The sequence below is a fragment of the Streptomyces sp. NPDC021115 genome (assembly GCF_044333065.1).
Classification (GTDB): Bacteria; Actinomycetota; Actinomycetes; order Streptomycetales; family Streptomycetaceae; genus Streptomyces.
In genome coordinates this window covers 1-23,723 of the sequence record NZ_JBIRQF010000023.1, presented here as the reverse complement: position 1 = coordinate 23,723, position 23,723 = coordinate 1, and the positions used below count along the sequence as shown (strand labels likewise).

Genomic DNA, 23,723 nt, shown 5'->3' with positions numbered 1-23,723 from the left:
CACGCAATGGAGACACAGTCGGACTTCCCGGTTCCGCCACCGGGTTGCCCCGCCCATCATGGCGGCGAGCGGGTGCCGCTGCACGGTCCCGAGTTCGCGGCCGACCCGGCGGCCTTCTACGAGCACCTCCGCACGTACGGGCCGATCGCACCGGTCGAGCTGTCCCCCGGCGTGGAAGCCAATCTGGTCACGGACTACTCGGCGGCCCTCCAGGTGCTGCAGAACCCGGATCTCTTCTCCAAGGACCCCCGCCGATGGCGGGATTTCAACGAGGGCAAAATACCGCAGAACAGCCCGGTCGCACCCATGCTGGCATATCGCCCGAACTGTCTGTTCACCGACGGGGCGGAGCACCTGCGGCTGCGCCAGGCGGTGACAGACAGCCTGGCGGCCGTGGACCCGCACTGGCTGAGCCGCCATGTCGAGCAGGTCGCCTCCTATCTCATCGCCCAATTCAGCGCGCGGGGCACGGTCGATCTGCTCAACGACTACGCCAAGATGCTGCCGCTACTGGTCTTCAACGAGCTTCTCGGCTGCCCGCCGGAAATCGGTGACCGACTGGTCTTCGGTACCTCGGGGATTTTCGACGGCGGGGTCGACGCGGAAAAAGCCAACGAAGAACTGACGCAGGGCCTGATCGAGCTTGTCTCGCTCAAGCGGCGGCAGCCGGGAGACGATGTCACATCCCGGCTCATGCAGCACCGCGCGAAGCTCAGTGACGAGGAGATGATCCATCAGCTCGTCATGCTCATCTCGGCCGGTACGGAACCGCAGCGGAACCTCATCGCCAACGGGCTCTACCTCATGCTGTCCGACGAGCGGTATTCGGGCGGCGGGCTGCTGGTGGAGGACGCCATCGACGACGCCCTCTGGAACCAGTCCCCGATGGCGAACTACGCCCCGCACTATCCCGTGCAGGACACGGAATTCGGCAATGCACGACTGGCCGCGGGCGATTTGCTTATCGTCAGCTTCGCCGCGGCAAATACCGACCCCAAGCTCTCCTCGTCCCGCCAGGTCCTGAGCAAGCGGGCCCATCTCGCGTGGAGCGCCGGACCGCACGCCTGCCCGGCCAAGGATCCCGCTCAGCTCATCGCCGTGACGGCCATCGAGAAGCTGCTGAACCAGCTCCCGGACATCGAGCTGGCAGTGTCGGCCGACAGCCTGACCTGGCGCCCCGGCCCGTTCCACCGGGCACTCGCCGGGTTGCCCGCGCGCTTCGCACCCGTGCAGCCCCAGCGGACCTCCGCGCCGCCGACCGGGCAGCACCAGGCCCCGTCCGCCACCCCGGCGGCCCCTCGAAACCGTTCCCAGGAAAAGCCGGAGAAGGGTAGCTGGTGGAGCTCCTTCCTGGCGTGGTGGAAGGTGTGACGATGTCCATAATTCGAACGTATTTCACCCTGAATGAATGTTCAATCACGAGGGTAGAACGTATCGCGAATTCACGTGACACCTACCTCACTCTCGGTAACTCACACAAAAAGAGATGAGCAAGGCCGGGGTGTTGGACTTGAAGGAGCCAATATGGAATCTGTCGCTGCCGACAGGATTGTCGACCGACGTTCCGTAGTTTCACTCATGTCCCGCCTTCGCTCCTCGCGAGGGCAGTCGAACCCCTACCCGATCTACGCGGAACTCAGGGCGATGGGAGATGTTGTTCCCGCGCCCTGGGGCGGCTATCTGCTCCTCTCTCATGATATCTGCGACCATGTGTTGCGCAGCAAGAAATGGTCAACCTTCGACGCTGATTGGCGGGCGCGGCAAGGCGACGTAAATCGCTGGAACGCGCCGGCCGCTCAGCAACTCAGCAAAACCCTTCAGGGACTCAATCCGCCGGTGCACACCCTTCAGCGGCGGTCCTTGGGCAACATATTCGATCGGTCCACCCTCAACGCGCTCGAGGGACCGGTCTCACGCATCGCCGACACGTTGCTCGACCAGCTTGCCGAGCAGCTGCGCACCACCAAGGAAGCGGATTTCGCTACCACGGTCGGCGAGGAAATGCCAGCGGCGACAATCAGCCACTGGCTACGCCTCCCACAATCGGATCACGATCTTCTCAAGTCCCTGACCCACGGTCAGGGACTCGCCCAGGAACTCCTGCCCTCCAAGAGTCAGCTCGCCCACGCCAATGAGGCCGCCGAGGGCCTGCGCGACTACTTCACCGCGGTCATCCGGGAGCGTCGGCAGGCCCTCGGGGACGACCCCCTCTCCCACTGGATCCGTACCTGGGACGAGATCGAGCCGGACCGCGCCCTCGCCGACGAAACCGTCTACCACCTGGTGATGTTCATCGTCATCGCCTCGCTGGAGACGACCTCCACCCTGCTCTCCAACATGGTGTGGCTGCTCGACCAGCACCCGGCGACCATGGCCTGGCTGCGATCCCACCCGGAGCAGGTGCCGCAGGCCATCGAGGAAGTACTCCGCTACGACGCGCCGATCCACCTGACCACCCGGGTCGCCACCGAGGACACCATTCTCTCCGGCTTTCGAATATCGAGAGACGAGGTCGTCCACGTGATGCTCGGCGCCGCCAACCACGACCCGGCGCACTACACCGACCCCCACACCTTCGACATCCTGCGCACCGAAAGTCACCTCGGTTTCGGCAGCGGAATCCACTACTGCATCGGAGCGGCCCTGGCCCGCCTGGAGGCCACCGTTCTCCTGAAGTCCCTCATCAGGCGTTTTCCGACCCTACGGGTCAGCGCTCCCCCGGTTTGGGAGCCGCGGGTCGCCTTCCGGCGGCTCACCGCGCTGCACGTAACAGAGCGCTGAAACAGACCGAATGAGAGGACACCATGTTCAACGACGTCAAGACCCTGCACATCACGGGCGACGGGCCCGAACTGCGAGTGGAACTCAACAGTCCGGAAACCGGCAACGCGATCAGCGAGGAGATCCTTGACGATCTTCTCGTGGTGCTGGAAGAAGTGCACAATCGGCCGGACATACGCGTGTTGGTGCTCTCCGGCGCCGGACCCGATTTCTGCCGGGGCGGAGACCGCCACGAATTCGCCGGACAACTCACCGACGACCCCACCGGATCGGGGCTGCGGACCATCGGCGGGAAGGCACGCAGAGTATGCGACGCCCTCGCCACCACCTCCGCCGTCACCATCGCGCGGCTGCACGGACAGGTCATCGGGGCGGGTCTGGCCCTCGCCCTCTTCTGCGATCTGCGCATCGGCGCGTTCGATTGCCGCTTCCGGCTGCCGGAACTCGCCCTCGGGTTGCCGACCGCCTGGGGCGGTTCCCTGCCGCGGCTGCTGCACGAGGTGGGCGCCACCAGGATCCGTGAGCTGATCCTCACCGGGGACAGCTTCGACGCCACCCGTGCGGAACAACTGTCCGTCGTGCACCGGGTCGCCGCCGAAGCCGAACTGGACGACGCGATCAAGGAGTGGTCCAAGCCCGTGCTGCGCCGCTCCGCAGCGGCCCTGCGCACCACCAAGGTGCTGCTGAACTCCTATGCGGCCGCCTCCCGGCTCGGCGACACGACCCTGCTGGACGCCGAGTTGCTGTCGGCCGTCGTCGCGAGCGGCCGCCGGTCGTAGCCGTAGCCGTAGCCGTACGGGAGTGTCCCGTACGGCTCACCCACCGCCGAACGAACCGCTGCTGACCTCGGTCACCAGGGCTTCCGGCCCTCGGCTCCGCCCGAACCCGAGTCCCTGGTGCCCGAGCCGCCCAGCTGGTGCGGGCGGCGCCGGACGCCGTCCCGGGACACCTCGTCCGGTTCCCGGTGCTGCGTCTGGTAGCCGACCCGGTCCTGGTCGTCCTGGTGTCCCGGACCGTGGCCCGCCCGCCGTGCCTCGCGCTCGCTCTCGTCCACCTGCTGCCAGGCGCCCGAGCGGCGCTGCGGCTCCTGGGTGGGCACCGGCTCGCGGGCCCGTACCCGGATGCCGAACCAGATGGCCACGATGAGGATCACGACCACCACGATGCCGACGACGAGCGGTGCCGTACCGACCAGGAAGTCGTGCGGCATCGCAAGATCCATGGCGTACGTATCCATGGCCGCCGGGTACCCCGCGCCGCAGGGTTGACGCACCCGGGCCGGACCGCGATCAAGACGCGGTCCGGCCGGGGTGAAACCACCGTTCGAGGGGCCGTCAGGCGGTGCTCTCTGCCGCCCGGATCGCGTCCCGGTAGGCGCGGGCCGCGGCGCGCAGCGCCGTCTCCGGCTCCACGCCCGCCTCCTTGGCGCGGATCGCCAGCGCCAGCAGTTCGTAGCCGATGCCCTCGCCCTCCGGCAGGGCGACCGCGAGCCCGGCGGTACGGGCGCGGGAGGCGAGTTGGGCGGTGAGGGCGAGCGAGGGCTGACCGAGCGGCACCCCTTCGGTGACCGAGTCACGCTGCTTCTCGATCGCCTTGGTACGCAGCCAGTGCGCCTTGACGTCCTCGGCGGTCTCCGCGGCCTCCTCGCCGAAGACATGCGGATGACGGCGGATCAGCTTGTCCACGATCGCGCCCGCCACATCGTCGATCGAGAACGGCTCGTCCTCGTGCTCCTGCGCGATCCGGGAGTGGAAGACGACCTGGAGCAGCACATCGCCCAGCTCCTCGCGCAGCGCCTCCCGGTCGCCCTCCTCGATGGCCTCGACGAGCTCGTACGCCTCCTCGATGCCGTACTTGACCAGCTCCTCATGGGTCCGCGCCCCGCTCCACGGGCATTCCGCGCGGATCCGGTCCATCACCTGGACCAGGTCCAGCAGGCGCGCGCCCGGCAGGTCGTACGAACCGGGCAGCAGCTCCAGGTCCGGCATCGCCTCGCGGCCCGAACCCGCCAGCCGGGCCAGCCCGTCGGTCAGCGCGGACTCGCCGTCGGCCGAGGTGATCACGACGGCGCTGCGGCCGCCCTCCGCGACGCAGTAGTCGACCAGCTCGCGCGCCGCCGGGACGGCGTGCTCGGCCTCGATGCCCGCCTCCCGCAGATACGGCAGCTGCGGATGGTCGGGGTCCGCGCACAGCACCCGGTCCGCGCCGCGCAGCGCCTGCCAGGCGGGCCAGGAGAGCAGTCCGGGAGCCACCCGGTGGGTGGTGGTGAGGAGGACGACGCGGCCGGTGGCGGAGCCGGTCGCGGGGGCATCGGAGTCAGGCGTGGTCACCCTTGAAACGTAACCTACGCGGGCGATTGCGAGGCGGTGGAGGTGCGCAACCAGGCCTCCTTGGCGAGGACCGCGGTGCCCTTGGTGTCGTCCCAGCTTCCGTAGCGCGGGTTGACCTTGATGTCGAGGTCCTTGGAGGTGCGGGTGAACACCGCGTTGACCTTGGCGACACCGAGCTTGCGCAGCAGCGCGGTGCGGGTCAGCTCCATGCGGACGGCATCGTCGATCTGGTCCGGGGCGATGCCCTGCTCCAGGTAGGCGGCGCGCAGCCCGGCGGCCCCGCCGGCCTGCTGCTCGGTGGCGGCGCGGGCGCGCTGCACGGCGCTGCGGCTGACGCCGATGCCGTTGTCCTTCCCCGCCCGCTCGATGACCTTGAACTGGATCATGCGGATGAGGGTGTTCTGGGTGAGCTGGCCGCTGGCGGCCACCAGCTGGTCCGCCTTCGGGGAGCCGCGCTGCGCGTCCCGTACGTCCTTCACCTGGGCCTGGAGCTGCGACTCGGTGATCCGCCCGTCGTGCAGGACGGCCGCGGAACCGGCCCGCGGGGTGCCCCCGCAGGCGGTCAGCAGGGGTGCGCAGACCAGCAGGGCGGACGCGGCGGAGACGGAGAGCGCAGTACGGCGGCGGATCATTGAGCCTCCCGGCAGAGATCGTGCGGCGCGACAAACGATCTGGCGTTGATCGATGGTATGGAGTCGGCGCGGCCTAGGCCACTGCTTGGACAACGATTCACCGCGGTCTTGGTCAGCCCCGGGTTACGGCGACCGTGCAACCGGCGCCCCCCGTTCGCGTATCTTTTCGACCGGACCGCCCCGCCCGCACGAGCCCAGACTCCTTAAGGACAAGGACCCCGGATGGACACGGCAGCGACAGCCCCGCCCGGCAGCACCGCGGAGGGCGCGGCCGCCGCCACGGAGGGTGAGCGTCCGCACACCCGGGCGGCCGCGCTGCGCCATCCCCGCCTCGATCCGTGGTGGCTGGCCCTCGGCCTGTTCGCGGCCTTCGCGACCCTGTCGGTCTGCCGCTACCGCCGCATGGCCACCATGTCGTGGGACCTGGGCATATTCGAGCAGGCGATACGGGCGTACGCACACTTCCAGGCCCCGATAGCGGACCTCAAGGGCCCCGGCGCCAACATCCTCGGCGACCACTTCAGCCCCATCACCGCCCTGCTCGCCCCGCTCTACCGGATCTTCCCGGGCCCGGTCACGCTGCTCGTCGCGCAGGCCGCCCTGTTCGCGCTCTCCGCCGTGCCCGTCGCGCGGACCGCCGCCCGGCTCCTCGGCCGGGCCCGGGGGCTCGCGATCGGCCTCGCGTACGGACTGGCCTGGGGCCTCCAGCGCGCCGTGGACTTCGACTTCCACGAGATCTGCTTCGCGATCCCGCTCATCGCCTTCTCCCTCGAAGCCGTCATACGCAAGCGCTGGTACGCGGCGATGCTGTGGGCCGCCCCGCTGGTCTTCGTCAAGGAGGACATGGGCGCCACGGTCGCCGCGATCGGCGCCGTCATCGCGATCCGCGCCTGGCGCGAGCGGGTGCCGGGCATCGCGCCGCTCGCCGTCGCCCTCATGGGCTTCGGCATCCTCGGCTCGGCGCTCGCCCTGGGCGTCGTCATCCCCGGCTTCAACGGGGCCGGTTCGTACGACTACTGGGACAAGGTCGGCAGCGGCGGCTCGGACGCCACCATCCCCTTCGCCACCGCGCTGGGCACCCTGCTGTGGACGCTGCTGCCGACCACCGGGCTGCTCGCGCTGCGCTCCCCGCTGCTGCTGGCCGCCGTGCCCACCCTCGGCTGGCGCTTCGTCTCCCACGACGAGCACTACTGGGGCACGGACTGGCACTACAGCGCGGTGCTGATGCCGGTCGTCTTCCTGGCCCTGGTCGACGCGCTCGACCGGATCGGGGCGAGCCGCCGCGACTGGCTCGGCCGGTACGCCCGCCAGGTACCCGCCGCGGTCTGCGCCGCGGCCCTCGCCCTGACCACCTCACTGCCGCTGGCCGGGCTCGCCGAGGCCGCCACGTACCGCAAGCCGCGAGACGTCGCCGCCGCGGAACGGCTGCTGGACCGCATCCCCGACGGCGCGACCGTCGAGGCCAACGTCGGGCCGATAGCGCGCCTCACCAGCCGCTGCCGGGTCTTCTGGGTCGGCGCCACCCAGGGCGTCACCCCGCAGTACCTGGCCCTCGCCGAGCCGCCGGACCGCACGGTGCGGCAGGAGCTGGCGTACGCCAAGCAGCTGCACCCCCACGCGCGCTACGAGGCGCTGGCCACCGGCGGCGGCTACTTCCTGCTCCGGCTCAAGAGCCCATCGGCTGCGGGGCGATGACCGCGAACGGCGCGCCCTGCGGGTCCTGCACCAGGGCCATCCGCCCGGCCACCATGTCGAACGGCGGCTTGAGCACGGTCCCGCCCTCCGCCGACAGCTTCGCCACCGTCCGGTCGGTGTTCTCGACCGAGAAGTAGACGAGCCAGTGCGAGGGCGTGCCCGGCGGCACCCCTTCGCGCAGCGGCTGGAGCCCGCCGACCGTGCGGCCGTTCACGGAGAGCCCGTAGTAGCCCTTGGCGTCGCCCTCCATGGCGGTCGTCTCCAGGCCGAGCGCCTCCGCGTAGAACGTGCTCGCCGCCTCGCGGTCGCTGGTGTTCAGCTCGTTCCACACCAGCGCGCCCGATTCGTTGACGATGCCCGCCCCCGGGAACTCCTGCGCCTGCCAGACGCCGAACACGGCCCCGGTGGGGTCGGCCGCCACCAGCATCTTCCCGAGGTCCATCACGTCCATGACGGGCAGCAGCACGGTGCCGCCGTTGCGGCTGATCGCCTCCGAGGTGGCCTGGGCGTTCGCCGAGGCGAAATAGGTGGTCCAGACGGTCGGCGGCGCGGGCTGGTCGTCCATCGCCTGCGCGGCCATCACCCCCGCCACCGGCCGGTCCTTCAGCGTGCAGACCGTGTAGCCGCCGAACTCGGCCGGGCCGATCTCCCCGGACCAGCCGAACAGGCCGCCGTAGAAGTCCAGGGCGGCCTGCTGGTCGGAGGCCGTCAGGTCGATCCAGCACGGGGTGCCGGGCTCATAGGGAGCGGTGAATGCGGGCATCGTTGCCTCCCGGTCGCGCCTCTGCCGTCAATTGTCCTCCGGTGCGGCGGGGGCGCCACTCGGCCGGAGCACCACTCGGCGGGAGCCGCCGTCGGGTCCTGTCGTGGACCTTGGCAAGATTTCGACCATGAGTGATCCACGGGGGCAGTACCAGCCCACTCCGCATTCCCCTCCGCCCGGTTCCGGCAACCCCTACGCCCAGCCGCCCGCCCATCCCTACGCGCACCCCGCCCCGCAGCCGTACGCCCCGCCTCCCACGCCGCAGCCCCGGCCGGTCCACGTCCCGGAGCCGGCCGGTGACGAGCGGCGCATGTTCGCGGCGACGGTGGACTGCGCCCTCGCCTGGGGCGGCGGCCTCACGCTCGGGCTGAAGGTCTTCCCGATGCTCAAGGTCGGGGCCGACCCCGTGATCCTGTTCGTGAGCGCCGTGTTCGGGCTGTCCATCGTCAACCAGGTGCTGGGGGCCTGGATCTTCCGGGCCTCCCTCGGCAAGTGGATGCTGTGGATGCGGGTGGTGCGCGAGGCCGACGCCGGGCGGCCGGGGTTCTGGCGGCTGGTCCACCGCTGGCTGATCGGGATGACCTGGCTGCCGATGCAGCCGGTGCGCGGCCTGTTCGGCGCGGACGGCGATCCGTACGAGGACCACTGCAAGGTCCGCTACGTACGGGTGAAGGACCTGCGGCGGCTGCGGGCCCTGGCCTGACGGCACGCCAACAGGCCCCGAAACGCCGGGCGGCGGCCGGCCCGAAGGCCGACCGCCGCCCGGTCGTGGTGCTGAGGTGGAGAAGACGTCGGACGCGGCGTCAGGCGCCGGTCGCGCTGCCCGCCACCCACTGGCTCCAGTCCATGTTCCAGCCGTTGAGGCCGTTGTCCGGGGCCACGGTCTTGTCGTTGGAGTTCTTCACCACCACGACGTCACCGATCTGGGAGTTGTTGTAGAACCAGGCGCCCTGCGTGTTCGGGTCGTTCGCGCCCTTGGTGTCCGACAGGCCCACGCATCCGTGGCTGGTGTTCTGGCTGCCGAAGATGGACTTGGCGCCCCAGTAGTTGCCGTGGATGAAGGTGCCGGAGGTCGACAGACGCATCGCGTGCGGCACGTCCTTGATGTCGTACTCGCCCTTGCCGTCGTCGTCGGTGAAGCCGACCGTCGCACCGTTCATCCGGGTCTCCTTGAACTTCTCGGAGATCACCATCTGGCCGTTGTAGGTCGTGTTGTCGGGGCTGCCCGCCGAGATCGGGATGGTCTTGATCAGCTTGCCGTCGCGGACGACCTTCATCGTCTTGGACTTGGCGTCGACCGTGCTGACCTGCGAGTGACCGATCTTGAACGTGACGGTCTTCTCCTGGACACCCTTCACACCCGACGACGCCTCGACGCCGTCCAGGTCGAGCTTCAGGGTGACGGTGGAGTTGGCCTTCCAGTAGTCCTTCGGGCGCAGGTCCAGCCGGTTGCCGTTGAACCAGTGGCCGACGACTTCCTGGCCGCTGCTGGAGGTGACCTTGATGTGGGACTGGACGTCCTTCTTGTTGGTCACCGCCTTGTCGAAGTTGATCGACACCGGCATGCCCACGCCGACCGTCGAGCCGTCCTCCGGCGTGAAGTTGCCGATGAAGCTGTTGGCCGGGGAGACGGTCGTGAAGGAGGAGTGCTCCGTGGCCTTGCGGCCGTCGGAGTCCTTGGCCTTCGCGCTGATCTCGTACTGGGTGGACCGCTCCAGCTGCCCGTCCGGCTTCCAGGAGGTCCCGTCGGACGATATGGACCCGGCCACGGTGGAGCCGTCGGCCTTGGACGTCATCGTCACCGAGGTGAGCTTGCCCTTGGCGACGGTGACCTTGGTGTCGCTGTTGATGCCCGCGTTGGTCGCACCGGACTTCGGGGTGATCTTGATGCGGGCGTCGGAGGCGTCCTTGGCGGCCGCCTCGTCCACCTGCGACTGCCCCTTGCCGCCGCCCTTGTCGTCACTGCTGTCGCCGCCCCCGCCGCAGGCGGACAGCATCACTACCCCGCTGAGCACGGCGGCTGCTGCCGCCAGCCCCCTACGGCGCTTGCCGTACGTCATCACACGCTTCTCCATTTACGACTGGACCCCAGAAACCCAAGACCTATCCAGGAAGAACGCCTGTACCTTTTGGTCGGTTCCACGCCCAGTAAAACTGTGCGCGAGGCCACTTAGCAAAGACGCTGGTCCAGCTTATGACGCAGCGCCGTGAATCCGGACAAACCATGACAGTCATGGATTAGTCATATGGTGCGGCACGGTCCGGCGCCCCGGTTCGCTACCGTACGGACCCGATGTGTCACTACGATCGGACGCACAGGGTCAATTCGCCGCAGCCTCAAGGAGGATGCCGTTGTGTCCGCACGCCGACCGCTGCTGACCGCTGCCGCCGCGGGCTCGCTGCTGTGCGCCCTGTGGTTCGTCCCCTCCGCCAACGCGACGGTAGAGACCGACGGCCGCGCGTCCTCCTCCGGGTCTTCCTCCGGGTCTTCCTCCGACCAGGCGCCGTCCCAGCCGCGCACCGAGGCCGTCCCGGACGAAAACCTCGCCGACACCGGCAGCGTGGACGTCACCCCGTATCTCGCCGGAGGCACGGCCTTCCTGGGCCTCGGCGTGACCATGGTGACCGCCTCCGCACGCCGTGCGCGCGCGGAGGCCCCCTGACCGTGCCGTTCTACCCGGGCCTTTCTGCCCGGGACTTCCGGCCCATGCTCCGTCAGGCCAGCGGCCCGGTCACCGATTCGACGGCCTCGGCCAGCTTCCCGGACCGTACGAACTCCTCCGCCGCCGCCAGGTCCGGCGCCAGGTAGCGGTCCCCGCCCGGCCCCTCGACCCCCGCGCCGCGCACCGCCGCCAGCACCGCCCGGGTCGCGGGCGCGGGCTCCAGCCCCTTCCGCAGCTCCACCGCGCGGGCCGCGGCGACCAGTTCGATCGCCAGGACCCGGGTCAGGTTGTCCACCACCGTGCGCAGCTTGCGCGCCGCCGACCAGCCCATCGAGACGTGGTCCTCCTGCATCGCTGAGGACGGGATCGAATCCACCGACGCGGGCACCGCGAGCCGCTTCAGCTCGCTCACCAGCGCCGCCTGGGTGTACTGGGCGATCATCAGCCCCGAGTCCACGCCCGGGTCACCCGCCAGGAAGGGCGGCAGCCCGTGCGAGCGGTTCTTGTCCAGCAGCCGGTCCGTACGGCGCTCCGCGATCGAGGCGAGGTCGGCCGCCGCCACGGCGAGGAAGTCCAGGACGTACGCGACGGGCGCGCCGTGGAAGTTGCCGTTCGACTCCACCCGGCCGTCCGGCAGCACCACCGGGTTGTCCACGGCCGACGCCAGCTCCCGGTCCGCGACCAGGCGGGCGTGCGCGAGCGTGTCCCGGCCCGCGCCCGCGACCTGGGGCGCGCAGCGGATCGAGTACGCGTCCTGGACGCGCGGCGCGTCGTCCTGGTGATGCCCGGTGAGCCCGGAACCGGCCAGCACCCGCAGCATGTTGTCCGCGCTGGCCGCCTGGCCGGGGTGCGGACGGATCGCGTGCAGCTCGGGCGCGAGCACCCGGTCCGTACCGAGCAGCGCCTCCAGCGACAGGGCCGCCGTCACATCGGCGACGGTGTACAGCCGGGCCAGGTCGGCGCAGGCCATGACCAGCATGCCGAGCATCCCGTCGGTGCCGTTGAGCAGCGCCAGGCCCTCCTTCTCGCGCAGCTCGACCGGCTCGATGCCGTGCGCCGCCAGCAGCTCGCCCGCGGGCCGCACCTCCCCGTCGGGCCCCTCCGCCTCGCCCTCCCCCATCAGCGCGAGCGCGCAGTGGGACAGCGGCGCGAGGTCGCCGGAGCAGCCGAGGGAGCCGTACTCGTGCACGACGGGCGTGATCCCCGCGTTGAGCAGGGCCGCCATCGTCTCCACGACCACCGGCCGCACCCCGGTCCGGCCGGACGCCAGCGTCTTCAGCCGCAGGAACATCAGCGCCCGCACCACCTCGCGCTCCACCCGCGGGCCCATCCCGGCCGCGTGCGAGCGGACGATGTTCCGCTGGAGCTGGGCCCGCAACTCCGGGCTGATGTGGCGTACGGCGAGCGCGCCGAAGCCGGTGGAGACGCCGTACACGGGCTCGGGCTTGGCCGCCAGGTCGTCGATGACCCGCCGCGCCTCCGCGACGGCCCCCAGCGCCTCCTCCCCCACCACAACCCGCGCCCCGCCCCGCGCCACGGCGACAACGTCCTCGGCGGTCGTTCCGGACGTCCCCACCACCACAGTGTGCATATCCATATTCAGGCACCCTAGAGAGTGAATCCCCCACTGTCACCCCGGGGGCACGCCCCCGGGGTCCGGGCAGGGTTGCGGGGGCGCAGCCCGGGTTGGAGGTGGGCCACAGCCGTGCAGGGGGGCGCAGGCGCAGAGCCCCGAAGCGGACACGGCCCCGAAACGGTCCGGGGTGCCCCGAGAGGGGAGCGGTGGAGGCGCCGCCGGAGCGCGGGCGCAGCCCCGGGGGCGGCGCGGCGGAGGCGCCGCAGCGCCTGGGCGCAGGCCCGAAGCGGTCCGGGGCGCCCTCCCGAGGGATGCGGGGCGGAGCCCCGAGCGGGGGCTCGGGGGCGGAGCCCCCGGTTCGGGAAGGGGCGGGGCGGGGAACAGAGCGCGGCACGCACCCCCGGGCGGAGGCACCGCACCACGGCCCCGAGCAGGGGCGCGGGCGCAGCACCCCGTTCGGGAAGGGGCGGGGCGGGGAAACACAGCGCGGCGGGCCCCCGGACGAAGACACGCCGACCGCGGCAGGGGGCGGGCTCCGAGCGGGGCGCGGGACGGACCCTCGGGCGGAGGGGCCCGGGGTGGGCTACGGGCGGCGGCCTCGGAAGCGGCGGCGTTCTGGGGGGTGGGTCGCGGGGGTGTCGGCCAGGCGGATCACCGGGTCGTCGGGGCCGCCGTCGCGGCCCGCGACGACCGGCTTCTGGGAGCGGGCCGCCTTCGCGCGGTACTGGGCCGCGTCCGCCAGGCGGAAGAGGCGGCGGGCGGACGGTACGGGGCCGATCGGGTCGCCGGTCGAGGCGACGCCGCACGCGACCCCCTCGCCCATCTCCAGCTCCGCCGCCCGCCGGCACAGCTCATCGGCCACCCGCACCACCTCGTCGGCCGGTGGCCCGACCCCCAGCAGGCAGAACTCGTCGCCGCCCAGCCGCGCCACAAGGGCGCCCGGCAGCATCGCGCCGCAGAGGGAGAGCACCGTGCCGAAACGTTCCAGCAAGCGGTCTCCCACCGCATGGCCGAGGGTGTCGTTGACCCGCTTGAGGCCGTTGAGGTCGCACACCACCAGGGTCACCACGGTGCCGTGCTCGCGGTACGCCTCCAGCGCCTCGTCCAGCCGTATGTCCACCGCCCGCCGGTTACCGAGACCGGTCAGGGGGTCGGTGAAGGCCAGGCGGCGGGCCTCCTCCAGACGTTCGGTCTGGGCGAGCCCGGCCGCCGCCACCGAGGCGAGGACGGTCGCGAAATCCGCGTCGTCGCGGCAGAAGGCGGGGCGGCCGACCGGCCGCGCCACGTACAGCTCGCCCCACGCCCGCCCGTGCAGCACCAGCGGTGCCACCACGCACGAGCCGCGGCCGCGCCGTCGCAGGGCGGCCACCCGCTGGTGGCAGTACGAGGCCGTGCCCGGCCCGGTGCCCTCGGCGGTCTCGACCCACGCATGCGGCTCGCCGCCCGCGGCCCACCGCTCGTGCAGGAACTCCGCGATCTCCGGGAAGTCGTGCACCGGATACGACTCGTCGTCCGGCACCGGCTCCTCCCCCGGCATCAGCTCGCCCACGTTCACCAGGACCCGCAACCGGCCCCGGTCCCGCTCCCACACCGAAACCGCCGCGAAGGTGCCGTCCAGCGCGCGGCGCGCGCTGTCGGCGGCGGCGCCCACCGACTCGCGCCGGGTGGGCGCCGCCGCCATCGCCTGCGCGAGGCCCACCACCGCCCGCAACCGCCCGTCGACCCTTCGGTCCCCGTCGGCCCCGTCATCCCCGTTGTCACTCACGTCGGCCTCGCATTCCTCGCCGCATGTCCGCTCTGCACTCAAGAGTATGAATGTCGAGGACAATCCGCTTTAGGCCGTTCACTGCCAGTATTGGCCGGATCGGTGACCGTCACTCGCCGGGCCAGTCCGGCGTGCGCTTTTCGTTGAACGCCGCGACGCCCTCGGCGCGGTCGCCGGAGAAGGCGATCGTCCGCCAGCCCGCGTCCTCGACCTCCAGCCCGGCCTTGAGGTCCAGGCCGTGCCCGAGCCGCATGGCCTTCTTGGCGGCGCGCAGGCCGACCGGCGAGTTCGCGGCGATGCGCCCGGCCAGCTCCAGTGCGGCCGTACGGTCCTCACCCGGCGCGACGAGCTCGTCCACCATGCCCAGCGCGTGGGCCTCCTCGGCGGGCACCCGGCGGGCGGAGAAGATCAGCTCGGCGGCGCGGGCGGCCCCGACCCGGCGGGGCAGCAGCTGCGTACCGCCGCCGCCCGGGATCACGCCGACGGATACCTCGGGCAGCCCCACCACGGCCGTACGGTCGGCGACGATCACGTCACAGGACAGCGCCAGCTCGTAGCCGCCACCGAGGGCGAAGCCGTGTACGGCGGCGATGGCGGGCACGGGCAGCTCCAGCACGGCCGTGTAGGCGGCGCGGGAGACGGGGCGGTGGCGCATCATCTCGGCGTCGGTGAAGGAGTTCCGCTCCTTGAGGTCCGCGCCGACGCAGAAGGCCCGCTCATGGGTGGAGGTGAGGACGACGGCCCGTACCGAGGCGTCGTCCGCGAGCGCCGCACACGCCGCCGTGATGCTGCGGGCCATCTCGGACGACACCGCGTTCATGGCCTTCGGCCGGTCCAGCACCAGCTCCGCCACGAAGCCGTCCCGACGGACCGCGACCCACTCCCCGTACCGCTGCTCACTCATCTCGCACCCTCCCGGTTAACGACCGTGAACCGTTGCCCGGGCTACGTTACCGGCGCCGTCGCCACCGCATCAGGAAGGCCAGCATCGACGGCCGGGAGCGCTCCGGGGAGTCGCCCGCGGCCGCCGTGGAACCCTCGTCGGCGGTGGCCCAACTCGGCACCGGCGGCGGGGTCGGGGCGGAAGCGGGGGCCGGGGCGGGGGCCGGATCCGGAGGCGGAGGCGATGCCTCGGGCGACACCGGGGCGGGGTCCGGAGAGGGGGCCGGAGCCGCAGGGGTCTCCGGTTCCGGTTCCACCACCGGGAAGCGCACCGGAAGCGACACCAGACCACGCTGGTAGATGCCCGGACGCCACAGCAGATCCTCCTGCTCGGCCGCCAGCTCCACTTCCGGCAGCCGGTCCATCAGCTTCTCGATGGCGACGGAGGCGATCAGCCGGGCCGAGCTGCGGCCGGGGCACATGTGGGGGCCCGCGCTGAACGCCAGGTGGCCGCGGTTGCCGCGGTTGCGGTCAGAGGTCCGGAGCGCGTCCTGGTTCGCGGCGGCGAAGCTGATCACGACGGGCTCGCCCTCGCGCAGCCGCGTCCCGGCCAGGGTGACGTCGTGGCGCGGGAAGTGCACCGCGAAGTTGGCCAGCGGCGGGTCCGTCCACAGCACCTCGTCCAGGGCGTCCTCGACGAGGATGCTGCCGCCGGAGAGGCCGCCCGCGAACCGCTCGTCGGTCATCAGCACCCGCAGCGCGTTGCCGATGAGGTTGATCACCGGGTCGCTGCCGGAGGCGGTGAGCAGCATCAGCTGCTCGACGAGTTCGTGATCGGCGAGCCGTTCCGGGTGGGCGATCAGCCAGGAGGTGATGTCGGCGGCGGGCCGGGCGCGCTTGAGGGCGACGAGTTCCTGAAGGGCCGCGGTGATCGTACGGTCGGCCTCCGCCACGTCCGTACCGTCGAACAGGTGCGCGAGTCCGGTGAAGAGCCGGTCCGCGATCTCGCGCGGACAGCCGAAGAGTTCGCCGAGGACGAGCAGCGGCAGCAGCGCGGAGTACTCGCCGATCAGGTCGGCCTCGCCCGCGTCGCAGAACTGGTCGATCAGGGAGTCGGCGATCCGCTCGACGTAGCCGCGCAGCGCGCCCGGGTCGATGCGGCCGGTGGAGTCGTCGATGGCGGTGCGGTACCGCAGGTGTTCCTCGCCGTCCACCGCGGTGGGCTGCGGCCGGTAGCGGATGAGCTGCCCCGCGTGGCTGGACAGCGGCACCCGGCCCTCGTTCTTGGCCCGCCAGCGCCGCGGGTCCTTGGAGAACGTCTCGGGGCGGCGCAGGATCTCCAGCGCGGTGTCGTAGCCGACGCACAGGGTCGCGGTGACGCCCGGGTCCAGCTCCACCGGCGCCAGCGGGCCGTACGTCTCGCGCAGTCGCCGGTAGACGGCGGACGGGTCCTTGATGAACTCCGGCGTGTACAGCGGCACGGCAGCCGCCTCGGCGTCCGGCCCGGTACCCGTCCCGGTGCCCGTTTCAACCGGTTCGTCGATCATGCCGACGTACGCTAGCCGAACGGATTTCCGCCTCGTGGCGACTTCGGCGTTTGGTGAGATTCGTCAACTTCGGCCCGCCACGGCAACCCGGCCCCGGATCAGCCCCGACGGCTCAGCCCCGGCGACTCAGCAGCCACGGCTCCACGACCCCGAGCCCTCGCACCGGCCGCTGCCACATCGGCTGGAGCGCGAAGCGGTACGTGGGCGGCTCCTCGCCGTCCTTCTCGGCCTTGGCGGCCGCCTCCGCGGCCTCGGCCTCCGACACCGGGGCGTCCCCGATGTGGCTCAGCTCCTCCGCGAAGGCGCCGTCCACCAGGACCGCGTTCTTGGGGGCTATGGAGGTCAGCCTGCTCGCGAGGTTCACCGTCGTACCGAAGACGTCGCCCATGCGGGTCGTGACCGTGCCGAAGGCGATCCCGACGCGCAGCTCGGGCATCGTCTCGTCATGGGTCAGGGTCTCGATCAGCCGCAGCGCGATCTCGGCGGCGATGCCCGCGTCGTCGGCCGCGTACAGCACCTCGTCGCCCAGCGTCTTGATCAGCCGGCCGCCGTGCGCGGCCACCAGGTCGGCGGCCGTGGTCTCGAACGCCTCGACCAGCTCGCCCAGCTCTTCTTCCTCCAGCCGCCGGGTCAGCCGGGTGAAGCTCACCAGGTCCGCGAAGCCGACCGCGAGCCGCCGGTCGACCATCTCCGCGTCGTCCGCCGCCTGCACGACCCGGCCGGTCGCGGCCGCGAGCTGCCGCCGGTAGACGTACACCAGGAACTCTTCCAGCTCCGGCAGCAACAGCTCGACCAGCGGATAGGTGATCTCGGTCCGGGTCATCCCGGACTCCTGGGGCTCGGTGAGCCCCTCCAGGAAGGAGTCGATCTGCCAGTCGGCGAGACGGGCGGTGGTCTGCCCGGTGGAGCGCGCCACCTGGATCGCCATGGGCTCACTCAGCAGCCCCGCCTCGACCAGTCCTGACAGGCGGCGCAGCGCCAGCACGTCGGCCTCGGTGAGCGCCTTGGCCTGGCCGATGTCGGCGAAGCCCATGGCCCGCCAGAAGCGGGTGGCCAGCTCGACGGAGACGCCCGCGCTGCGGGCGGCCTGGAAGGGGGTGTAGCGCCGCTCGGCGCCGAGGATGAGCTGCTCCAGCCGGAGCGCGATGGGGTCCGGCGCGTCGGCGTCGTCCCCGTCCTCGGCGGCCCCGTCCTCATCCGTGGCCTCCGCGGCCTCGGCGTCGTCGTCGGCCTTGGCGGCCTCGGCGGCCTCCGCTGCGGCACGGTCGGCGTCGTCCACGGCGTCGTCCCGCAACCCGCGCCCCTCGGCCGTGCCGGAACCCGCGTCGTCGGCGGTCACCGCCCGCCCCCTGTCCGTTCCGTGCGCACTGCCCTTACGTTCCTTCTTCCGGTTCGGCCTACGGCCGCCCCGAACTGGACGGACCGCCACCACGATACGTCAGGTGTGCCCTAGCTCACTCTGCCCGTCTCTCCGTTCGCCTCCGGGCGCCTAAGCCCGCCCCCAGCTACCGCTGGGAGGTGCCCCCGGTCGACGGTCGACCGTGCTCGACTCCTCGTTCCTCGGAGTCTCCGCGCGCTCTCCCTTACGACAGCGGCGCGCCCTTCGGCTCACTCTGCCCGTCCATCCCTTGTCCCCCGCTCACGCGGGGCGCAGGTGCACGATGTCACCGGCCGAGACCGGCTCCTGCACCCCGGTGTCCGAGGCCAGCACCAGCCGTCCGTCGCCGTCGACCGCGACCGCCTCGCCGACGGTCGCCCCGCCGCCCGGCAGCTCCGCGCGGACCCGTCGTCCCAAGGTCGCACAGCCCGCCGCGTACGCCTCCTGGAGGCCGCAGGCCGCGGGGTCGCCCTCGAACCGGCGCCACTCCCCGTACCACTGCTCGATCGACCGCAGGACGGCCCGCAGCAGGGGGTCGCGGTCGGTGGAGATCGCGTCGGCGAGGGCGAGCGAGCCCGCCGTCGGCACGGGGAGTTCACCGGCGCGCAGCGAAACGTTCAGGCCGACGCCGATCACCACGGCGTCGTCGGCCCGTTCGGCGAGGATGCCGCCGAACTTCCGCTCCTCGCCGCCGACCTTCACCAGCAGGTCGTTCGGCCACTTCAGGGTCGTGTCCACGCCTGCCGTACGGCTCAGCGCCCCCGCGCTCGCCACCCCGGCGAGCAGCGGCAGCCAGCCCCAGCGGGACGTGGGGACGCCCGCGGCGCCGGGCCGCAGCAGAATGGAGAAGAACAGCCCGGACCGGGCCGGGGCGGTCCAGACGCGGTCGAGGCGGCCACGCCCGGCGTTCTGCTCCTCGGCGACGAGGACCACGCCCTCCGGGGCACCGGCCCCGGCCCGGGCCACCAGGTCGGTGTTGGTCGAGCCGGTCGCCTCCACCACCTCCAGCTCGGTCCACAGCCCGCCGGGGCGCACGAGGGCGCGGCGCAGGGCGGTCGCGTTCAGCGGCGGCCGTTCCAGGTCCGACCAGCGGCCACCCGGATCGCGTGGATCTCGGGGATCCCGTCGATCTCCTGGGCCCTCGGGGGTGTCAGATGACGTCATACGGGCCAGCCTAGGACCAGGGAGGTGGACCAGGAGGTGTGGCCAACGACGCAGTGCCACCCGGCGGACGCGCCGATACGCTACGGACCGGTAGCCCCCAGTCCTCACGAGCCCGATCAAGCCCCGATCTAGCCCCGATCAAGCCACCGTTCGAACCCCCGGAACCGCACCTCAGCGTCACGGTCCCAGAATCCACCCCCAGGACGAGCAGGAGCCGCATCCCGATGTCCGAGCCGGAGATTGCCCCCGAGATTCCAGATCGTCACACCACCGCGGGGAAGCTCGCGGATCTGCAGCGCCGCATCGAAGAAGCGACACACGCGGGCTCCGCGCGGGCGGTCGAGAAGCAGCACGCCAAGGGCAAGCTGACCGCGCGCGAGCGCATCGACCTGCTCCTCGACGAGGGCTCCTTCACGGAGCTGGACGAGTTCGCCCGGCACCGCTCCACCAATTTCGGCATCGAGAAGAACCGGCCCTACGGGGACGGCGTCGTGACCGGCTACGGCACCGTCGACGGGCGTCCGGTGTGCGTGTACTCGCAGGACTTCACGATCTTCGGCGGCTCGCTGGGCGAGGTCTACGGCGAGAAGATCGTGAAGGTGATGGACTTCGCGCTGAAGACCGGCTGCCCCATCGTCGGGATCAACGACGGCGGCGGCGCCCGGATCCAGGAGGGCGTGGTGGCGCTCGGCCTGTTCGCCGAGATCTTCCGCCGAAACGTTCACGCCTCCGGGGTGATCCCGCAGATCAGCCTGATCGTCGGCCCGTGCGCGGGCGGCGCGGTCTACTCGCCCGCGATCACCGACTTCACGGTCATGGTCGACCAGACGTCGCACATGTTCATCACCGGACCGGATGTGATCAAGACGGTCACCGGTGAGGACGTCGGCTTCGAGTCGCTGGGCGGCGCCCGCACCCACAACACCACCTCCGGCGTCGCCCACCACATGGGCGGCGACGAGAAGGACGCCATCGAGTACGTCAAGACGCTGCTGTCGTACCTGCCGTCCAACAACCTCTCCGAGCCGCCCGCCTTCCCCGACGAGGCCGATCTGGAGGTCTCGGAGGAGGACCAGGAGCTGGACGTCCTCATCCCGGATTCGGCGAACCAGCCGTACGACATGCACCGGGCCATCGAGCACGTCCTGGACGACAGCGAGTTCCTGGAGACCCAGACGCTCTTCGCGCCCAACATCATCACCGGTTTCGGCCGGGTCGAGGGCCATCCGGTGGGCATCGTGGCCAACCAGCCGATGCAGCTGGCGGGCTGTCTGGACATCGACGCCTCGGAGAAGGCCGCGCGCTTCGTCCGCACCTGCGACGCGTTCAACGTGCCCGTGCTGACCTTCGTGGACGTGCCCGGCTTCCTGCCCGGCACCGACCAGGAGTACAACGGCATCATCCGGCGCGGCGCCAAGCTGATCTTCGCGTACGCGGAGGCCACCGTCCCGCTCATCACCGTCATCACCCGCAAGGCCTTCGGCGGCGCGTACGACGTGATGGGCTCCAAGCACCTGGGTGCCGATCTCAACCTGGCCTGGCCCACCGCGCAGATCGCCGTCATGGGCGCCCAGGGCGCGGTCAACATCCTGCACCGCCGTACGATCGCGGCCGCCGACGACCCCGAGGCGACCCGCTCCGAACTCATCGCGGACTACGAGGACACCCTGCTCAACCCGTACACGGCGGCCGAGCGCGGCTATGTCGACGCGGTCATCATGCCGTCCGAGACCCGCCGCCACATCGTTCGGGGGCTGCGCACCCTGCGGAACAAGCGCGAGCAACTGCCCCCGAAGAAGCACGGCAACATCCCGCTCTAGGTTCAGGAAGGGCTGTTTCCATGATCCGAATCGTCCGGGGCAATCCCACCCCAGAGGAGTTGGCAGCCGCACTGGCGGTCGTACAAGCCCGCGCGGCGGCCGCGTCGACCGCCGCGCAGGGCGAGGGCGTACCGGAGGAGTGGTCCGATCCGGCCCGCACCATCCCGAGCCGCCGCGTCCCGCAGCCCGGCCCCAAGGCGTGGCGCACGACGTACTGGCCCGCCTGAACCATCCAGCCGTTTCGACGGGCTCGACTAGTTCAATACAGAAATAGTTCCTCCGCGCCGTGGCGCCTGAGTACGCGTACTCAGGCGCCACGCGACCGTCCGGGCGCACTATCGGTCGCATGCTGTGGTCCGAGCCGCCCGACGAGCCGCCAGAAGATCTACGGCGCGCTCAGGCGATGCTCCGCCGCGTCCGCGCCGTCCTGGCGATCGCCGTCATGATCGCCACCTGCCTGCTCACGCTGCACCCCTGACGGATGGATCCGCGGCCGCCGGCCTACTGCTTCTTGAAGGAGCGGATCTGGTAGCTGCCCTGGAGGTTGCCCCCGTGGCCGGCGGTCGTCGATCCGACGCGCGCGTTGTAGTTGGTCTGCGTGTAGTACTGGACGCGGTGGCCCGTTCCGTTCCACACGGACAGCACCTTCTTGCCGTTGCGGATGAAGGAACACAGGTCGGCGGTGTTCGCGACCTTCTCCGACGTCCACTGGCAGCGGGTGCCGCCGCCGTCCCAGCCGCTGTAGATGCAGAACTTGCCCGGATCGCAGTGGAAGGCCGCGGCGCCGCTGCCGCCCCCCGCGGTGGCCGGTGCCGAGCCGGTGGCGGACGCGGCGGGGGCCACGCCGAGGGCGGCCGCGAAGGCGAACGAGGCGATGGCGAGCGAAGTGGCATGACGCATGGAAGACGTCTCCTCCCGTAGGTGTCCCCGGGCAACCACCCGGGCGGAAGTCAGTCTGGTGCGGTGGAAACGGCCCTCGTCAGGGCGTGCGGAGGGCGCGGGAGGCGCCCCGGGAGGGTGCGGACGGGCGCCCTCCGCACCGCGAGCCGGGGGCGCCGGTGGTGTCGGCGCCGGACCGCCCGCGCCGCCTCCCGCCGCCACAACCCGGCTCCCGCCACGATCCCCGGCTCCGACCGGCCCTCAAGGGGACGAGGGCTCACACCCGGCGCGCCGCCCGCCTACTCTGGTGCGCATGACTGCCCAGCGCACCCTGATCCTCGCCTCCGCCTCCCCCGCCCGCCTCGGACTGCTGCGGCAGTCCGGATTCGCGCCGGAGGTGATCGTCAGCGGAGTGGACGAGGACGCGCTGACCGCCGAGACGCCCGCCGCGCTGGCGCGGGTGCTGGCGGAGGCCAAGGCCGCGGCCGTGGCCGGTCTCGCGGAGGCCGACGGGGCGATCGTCGTGGGCTGCGACTCGGTGCTGGAGCTGGACGGGCAGGCGCTCGGCAAGCCCGCGGACGCCGAGGAGGCCACCGCCCGCTGGAAGTCGATGCGCGGCCGGGCGGGCGTCCTGCGCACCGGGCACTGCGTGATCGACACCGCGAGCGGCCGCCGCACCTCCGCCACCGCCTCCACCACGGTCCACTTCGGCGAGCCGACCGACGCCGAGGTCGCCGCGTACGTGGCGAGCGGCGAACCGCTGCACGTGGCGGGCGCGTTCACGCTCGACGGGCGCTCGGCGCCGTTCATCGAGGGCATCGAGGGCGATGCGGGCAACGTCATCGGGCTGTCGCTGCCGATGCTGCGCACCCTGCTGGCCGAGATCGGCGTGGGCATCACCGACCTGTGGGCGTGAGAGCTGAAGCGGGCTGAAGGCGCCTCAGGCCGGGCTGGGGGCGTCCTGGCCCTCGGCCTCCGGGGCGGCGCCGCCCCGGGCCGCGCCCTGGGGCTCGTACGCCAGCAGGCTGAGCACCACCAGCCCCAGCACGACCATCATGAAGACGAACGCGGGCCAGCCCACCAGGCCGACCGAGAACGCGCCCACCACGCCGTGTGTCACCGCGCAGGTGATGAGGAGGATGCGGCCGAACCGGCCGGGCGCGCGGTCGCGCAGCGCCATGCGCAGCAGCACCACGCCGCACAGCAGCAGATAGAGGCCGAAGACGCCGCCGCCGACCCAAGTCCCCACCGACATGGCGTCGGTGTCCAGCCCGCCCAGGGACATCTGCTGCCGGTCCACGACCAGGCCGAGGATCCAGTTCAGCAGCGCTATGCCGACCGCTTCCAGCATCAGCGTCACGGCCGCCACCGCGGCCACTGGTCTGCGTGCCACCCCGCCCACCTCTTCCGGTTCGACACGGCGAACGCTACTAACGGGTAAGCCGCCCCACAAGAGGTGCGCGAGGGGCTTGTCCGAGCAGGACCGTGCGGCAAAGTTTCCGCCCCTCGTTCGTAGGGATCCCACAAAGAATCCCGAAGCTCCCCAGCACGGCGGGGTGGAGATCCCGCACACATCGCGGACTTCGCCGCGGGCCGGAAAACCGGGCGTACCGTGGAGCGACGGGGGATCCGGCTGTCTGCCCCGGGCAGGATTAACGCTCCGTGTGGTCAAGCTCACGCCCGAGTGCTTCTCGGCGTGGGGTGTTGCCTGTACCTAAACTCGGCTTGTTTCAAGGAGGGAGCCATCGTGCGCAAGGTGCTCATCGCCAATCGTGGCGAGATCGCTGTCCGTGTTGCCCGTGCCTGCCGGGATGCCGGGATCGCGAGCGTAGCCGTCTACGCCGATCC

24 protein-coding genes are annotated in these 23,723 nt (G+C 71.3%); 11 read left to right on the top strand and 13 right to left on the bottom strand.

The window, feature by feature from the left end; all coding sequences use genetic code 11:
• The first annotated feature begins 6 nt into the window (after positions 1-6).
• The 3 genes from ACH4TL_RS39900 (at position 7) to ACH4TL_RS39890 (ending at position 3,560) form a co-directional block, all read left to right on the top strand.
• Positions 7-1,371, top strand: coding sequence for a cytochrome P450 (locus tag ACH4TL_RS39900; RefSeq protein WP_398328837.1), 1,365 nt, complete (start codon positions 7-9; stop codon positions 1,369-1,371).
• A gap of 153 nt (positions 1,372-1,524) precedes the next feature.
• A complete protein-coding gene (locus tag ACH4TL_RS39895) occupies positions 1,525-2,781 on the top strand; it encodes a cytochrome P450 (RefSeq protein ID WP_398328840.1) in 1,257 nt (418 codons plus the stop codon).
• A gap of 23 nt (positions 2,782-2,804) precedes the next feature.
• On the top strand, positions 2,805-3,560 hold the full coding sequence (locus ACH4TL_RS39890) for an enoyl-CoA hydratase/isomerase family protein (RefSeq protein WP_398328843.1): 756 nt from the start codon (positions 2,805-2,807) through the stop codon (positions 3,558-3,560).
• Positions 3,561-3,631: 71 nt separating this feature from the next.
• On the opposite strand, the gene ACH4TL_RS39885 is transcribed toward ACH4TL_RS39890, so the two are convergent.
• The 3 genes from ACH4TL_RS39885 to ACH4TL_RS39875 all read right to left on the bottom strand — a co-directional run bounded on the left by ACH4TL_RS39885 (position 3,632) and on the right by ACH4TL_RS39875 (position 5,743).
• Complete coding sequence (locus ACH4TL_RS39885; RefSeq protein ID WP_398328846.1) at positions 3,632-4,018, bottom strand: DUF6479 family protein; 387 nt, start codon at positions 4,016-4,018, stop codon at positions 3,632-3,634.
• A 97-nt stretch (positions 4,019-4,115) separates the two neighbouring features.
• On the bottom strand, positions 4,116-5,111 hold the full coding sequence (locus tag ACH4TL_RS39880; protein ID WP_398328849.1) for a nucleoside triphosphate pyrophosphohydrolase: 996 nt from the start codon (positions 5,109-5,111) through the stop codon (positions 4,116-4,118).
• A gap of 14 nt (positions 5,112-5,125) precedes the next feature.
• The gene (locus ACH4TL_RS39875) at positions 5,126-5,743 is read right to left on the bottom strand and encodes a SurA N-terminal domain-containing protein (protein WP_398328852.1); all 618 of its coding nucleotides are present in this window, start codon (positions 5,741-5,743) and stop codon (positions 5,126-5,128) included.
• A gap of 222 nt (positions 5,744-5,965) precedes the next feature.
• On the opposite strand from ACH4TL_RS39875, the gene ACH4TL_RS39870 reads away from it, so the two are divergent.
• Positions 5,966-7,438: a DUF2079 domain-containing protein gene (locus ACH4TL_RS39870; protein ID WP_398328855.1), complete on the top strand. Its 1,473-nt coding sequence runs from the start codon at positions 5,966-5,968 to the stop codon at positions 7,436-7,438.
• Here the strand turns inward: ACH4TL_RS39870 and ACH4TL_RS39865 are convergent.
• Positions 7,410-8,201, bottom strand: a complete 792-nt coding sequence (locus tag ACH4TL_RS39865; RefSeq protein ID WP_398328858.1) for a VOC family protein — start codon at positions 8,199-8,201, stop codon at positions 7,410-7,412. The two genes, ACH4TL_RS39870 and ACH4TL_RS39865, sit on opposite strands and share 29 nt — an antisense overlap.
• A 127-nt stretch (positions 8,202-8,328) precedes the next feature.
• On the opposite strand from ACH4TL_RS39865, the gene ACH4TL_RS39860 reads away from it, so the two are divergent.
• Positions 8,329-8,904 (top strand): RDD family protein, encoded by a 576-nt coding sequence (locus ACH4TL_RS39860; RefSeq protein WP_398328861.1) that lies wholly within the window; start codon positions 8,329-8,331, stop codon positions 8,902-8,904.
• Positions 8,905-9,004: 100 nt separating this feature from the next.
• On the opposite strand, the gene ACH4TL_RS39855 is transcribed toward ACH4TL_RS39860, so the two are convergent.
• The gene (locus ACH4TL_RS39855; RefSeq protein ID WP_398328864.1) at positions 9,005-10,261 is read right to left on the bottom strand and encodes an Ig-like domain-containing protein; all 1,257 of its coding nucleotides are present in this window, start codon (positions 10,259-10,261) and stop codon (positions 9,005-9,007) included.
• A 294-nt stretch (positions 10,262-10,555) separates the two neighbouring features.
• Here ACH4TL_RS39855 and ACH4TL_RS39850 point away from each other — a divergent pair, with 294 nt between their 5' ends.
• Positions 10,556-10,864, top strand: coding sequence for a hypothetical protein (locus tag ACH4TL_RS39850; protein ID WP_398328867.1), 309 nt, complete (start codon positions 10,556-10,558; stop codon positions 10,862-10,864).
• Positions 10,865-10,916: 52 nt separating this feature from the next.
• Here ACH4TL_RS39850 and hutH read toward each other — a convergent pair whose 3' ends face one another.
• From hutH to ACH4TL_RS39820, 6 genes are all read right to left on the bottom strand, one after another.
• Entirely contained in the window at positions 10,917-12,461 is a 1,545-nt protein-coding gene (gene hutH, locus ACH4TL_RS39845; protein ID WP_398328870.1) for a histidine ammonia-lyase, read from the bottom strand.
• Between the two features lie 562 nt (positions 12,462-13,023).
• Positions 13,024-14,121, bottom strand: coding sequence for a diguanylate cyclase domain-containing protein (locus ACH4TL_RS39840; protein ID WP_398328915.1), 1,098 nt, complete (start codon positions 14,119-14,121; stop codon positions 13,024-13,026).
• Positions 14,122-14,314: 193 nt separating this feature from the next.
• A complete protein-coding gene (locus tag ACH4TL_RS39835) occupies positions 14,315-15,109 on the bottom strand; it encodes an enoyl-CoA hydratase/isomerase family protein (protein WP_398328873.1) in 795 nt (264 codons plus the stop codon).
• Between the two features lie 46 nt (positions 15,110-15,155).
• Complete coding sequence (locus ACH4TL_RS39830) at positions 15,156-16,634, bottom strand: cytochrome P450 (RefSeq protein ID WP_398328876.1); 1,479 nt, start codon at positions 16,632-16,634, stop codon at positions 15,156-15,158.
• Between the two features lie 112 nt (positions 16,635-16,746).
• Entirely contained in the window at positions 16,747-17,973 is a 1,227-nt protein-coding gene (locus ACH4TL_RS39825; protein WP_398328879.1) for an adenylate/guanylate cyclase domain-containing protein, read from the bottom strand.
• 300 nt (positions 17,974-18,273) lie between these two features.
• Positions 18,274-19,176: a biotin--[acetyl-CoA-carboxylase] ligase gene (locus ACH4TL_RS39820; RefSeq protein ID WP_398328881.1), complete on the bottom strand. Its 903-nt coding sequence runs from the start codon at positions 19,174-19,176 to the stop codon at positions 18,274-18,276.
• Between the two features lie 224 nt (positions 19,177-19,400).
• Here ACH4TL_RS39820 and ACH4TL_RS39815 point away from each other — a divergent pair, with 224 nt between their 5' ends.
• From ACH4TL_RS39815 to mmpB, 3 genes are all read left to right on the top strand, one after another.
• Positions 19,401-20,996, top strand: coding sequence for an acyl-CoA carboxylase subunit beta (locus ACH4TL_RS39815; RefSeq protein ID WP_398328884.1), 1,596 nt, complete (start codon positions 19,401-19,403; stop codon positions 20,994-20,996).
• A 20-nt stretch (positions 20,997-21,016) separates the two neighbouring features.
• Positions 21,017-21,223: an acyl-CoA carboxylase epsilon subunit gene (locus ACH4TL_RS39810; RefSeq protein WP_398328887.1), complete on the top strand. Its 207-nt coding sequence runs from the start codon at positions 21,017-21,019 to the stop codon at positions 21,221-21,223.
• Between the two features lie 119 nt (positions 21,224-21,342).
• Positions 21,343-21,474 (top strand): morphogenic membrane protein MmpB, encoded by a 132-nt coding sequence (gene mmpB / locus ACH4TL_RS39805; protein ID WP_385446875.1) that lies wholly within the window; start codon positions 21,343-21,345, stop codon positions 21,472-21,474.
• A 23-nt stretch (positions 21,475-21,497) separates the two neighbouring features.
• Here the strand turns inward: mmpB and ACH4TL_RS39800 are convergent, their stop codons facing one another.
• The gene (locus tag ACH4TL_RS39800; protein WP_398328891.1) at positions 21,498-21,896 is read right to left on the bottom strand and encodes a peptidase inhibitor family I36 protein; all 399 of its coding nucleotides are present in this window, start codon (positions 21,894-21,896) and stop codon (positions 21,498-21,500) included.
• 283 nt (positions 21,897-22,179) lie between these two features.
• On the opposite strand from ACH4TL_RS39800, the gene ACH4TL_RS39795 reads away from it, so the two are divergent.
• The gene (locus tag ACH4TL_RS39795) at positions 22,180-22,791 is read left to right on the top strand and encodes a Maf family protein (protein WP_398328918.1); all 612 of its coding nucleotides are present in this window, start codon (positions 22,180-22,182) and stop codon (positions 22,789-22,791) included.
• A gap of 24 nt (positions 22,792-22,815) precedes the next feature.
• Here the strand turns inward: ACH4TL_RS39795 and ACH4TL_RS39790 are convergent, their stop codons facing one another.
• Complete coding sequence (locus tag ACH4TL_RS39790) at positions 22,816-23,268, bottom strand: hypothetical protein (RefSeq protein ID WP_398328894.1); 453 nt, start codon at positions 23,266-23,268, stop codon at positions 22,816-22,818.
• A 354-nt stretch (positions 23,269-23,622) separates the two neighbouring features.
• On the opposite strand from ACH4TL_RS39790, the gene ACH4TL_RS39785 reads away from it, so the two are divergent.
• The coding region (locus ACH4TL_RS39785; RefSeq protein WP_158786612.1) for a biotin carboxylase N-terminal domain-containing protein at positions 23,623-23,723 on the top strand (101 nt) is incomplete at its 3' end.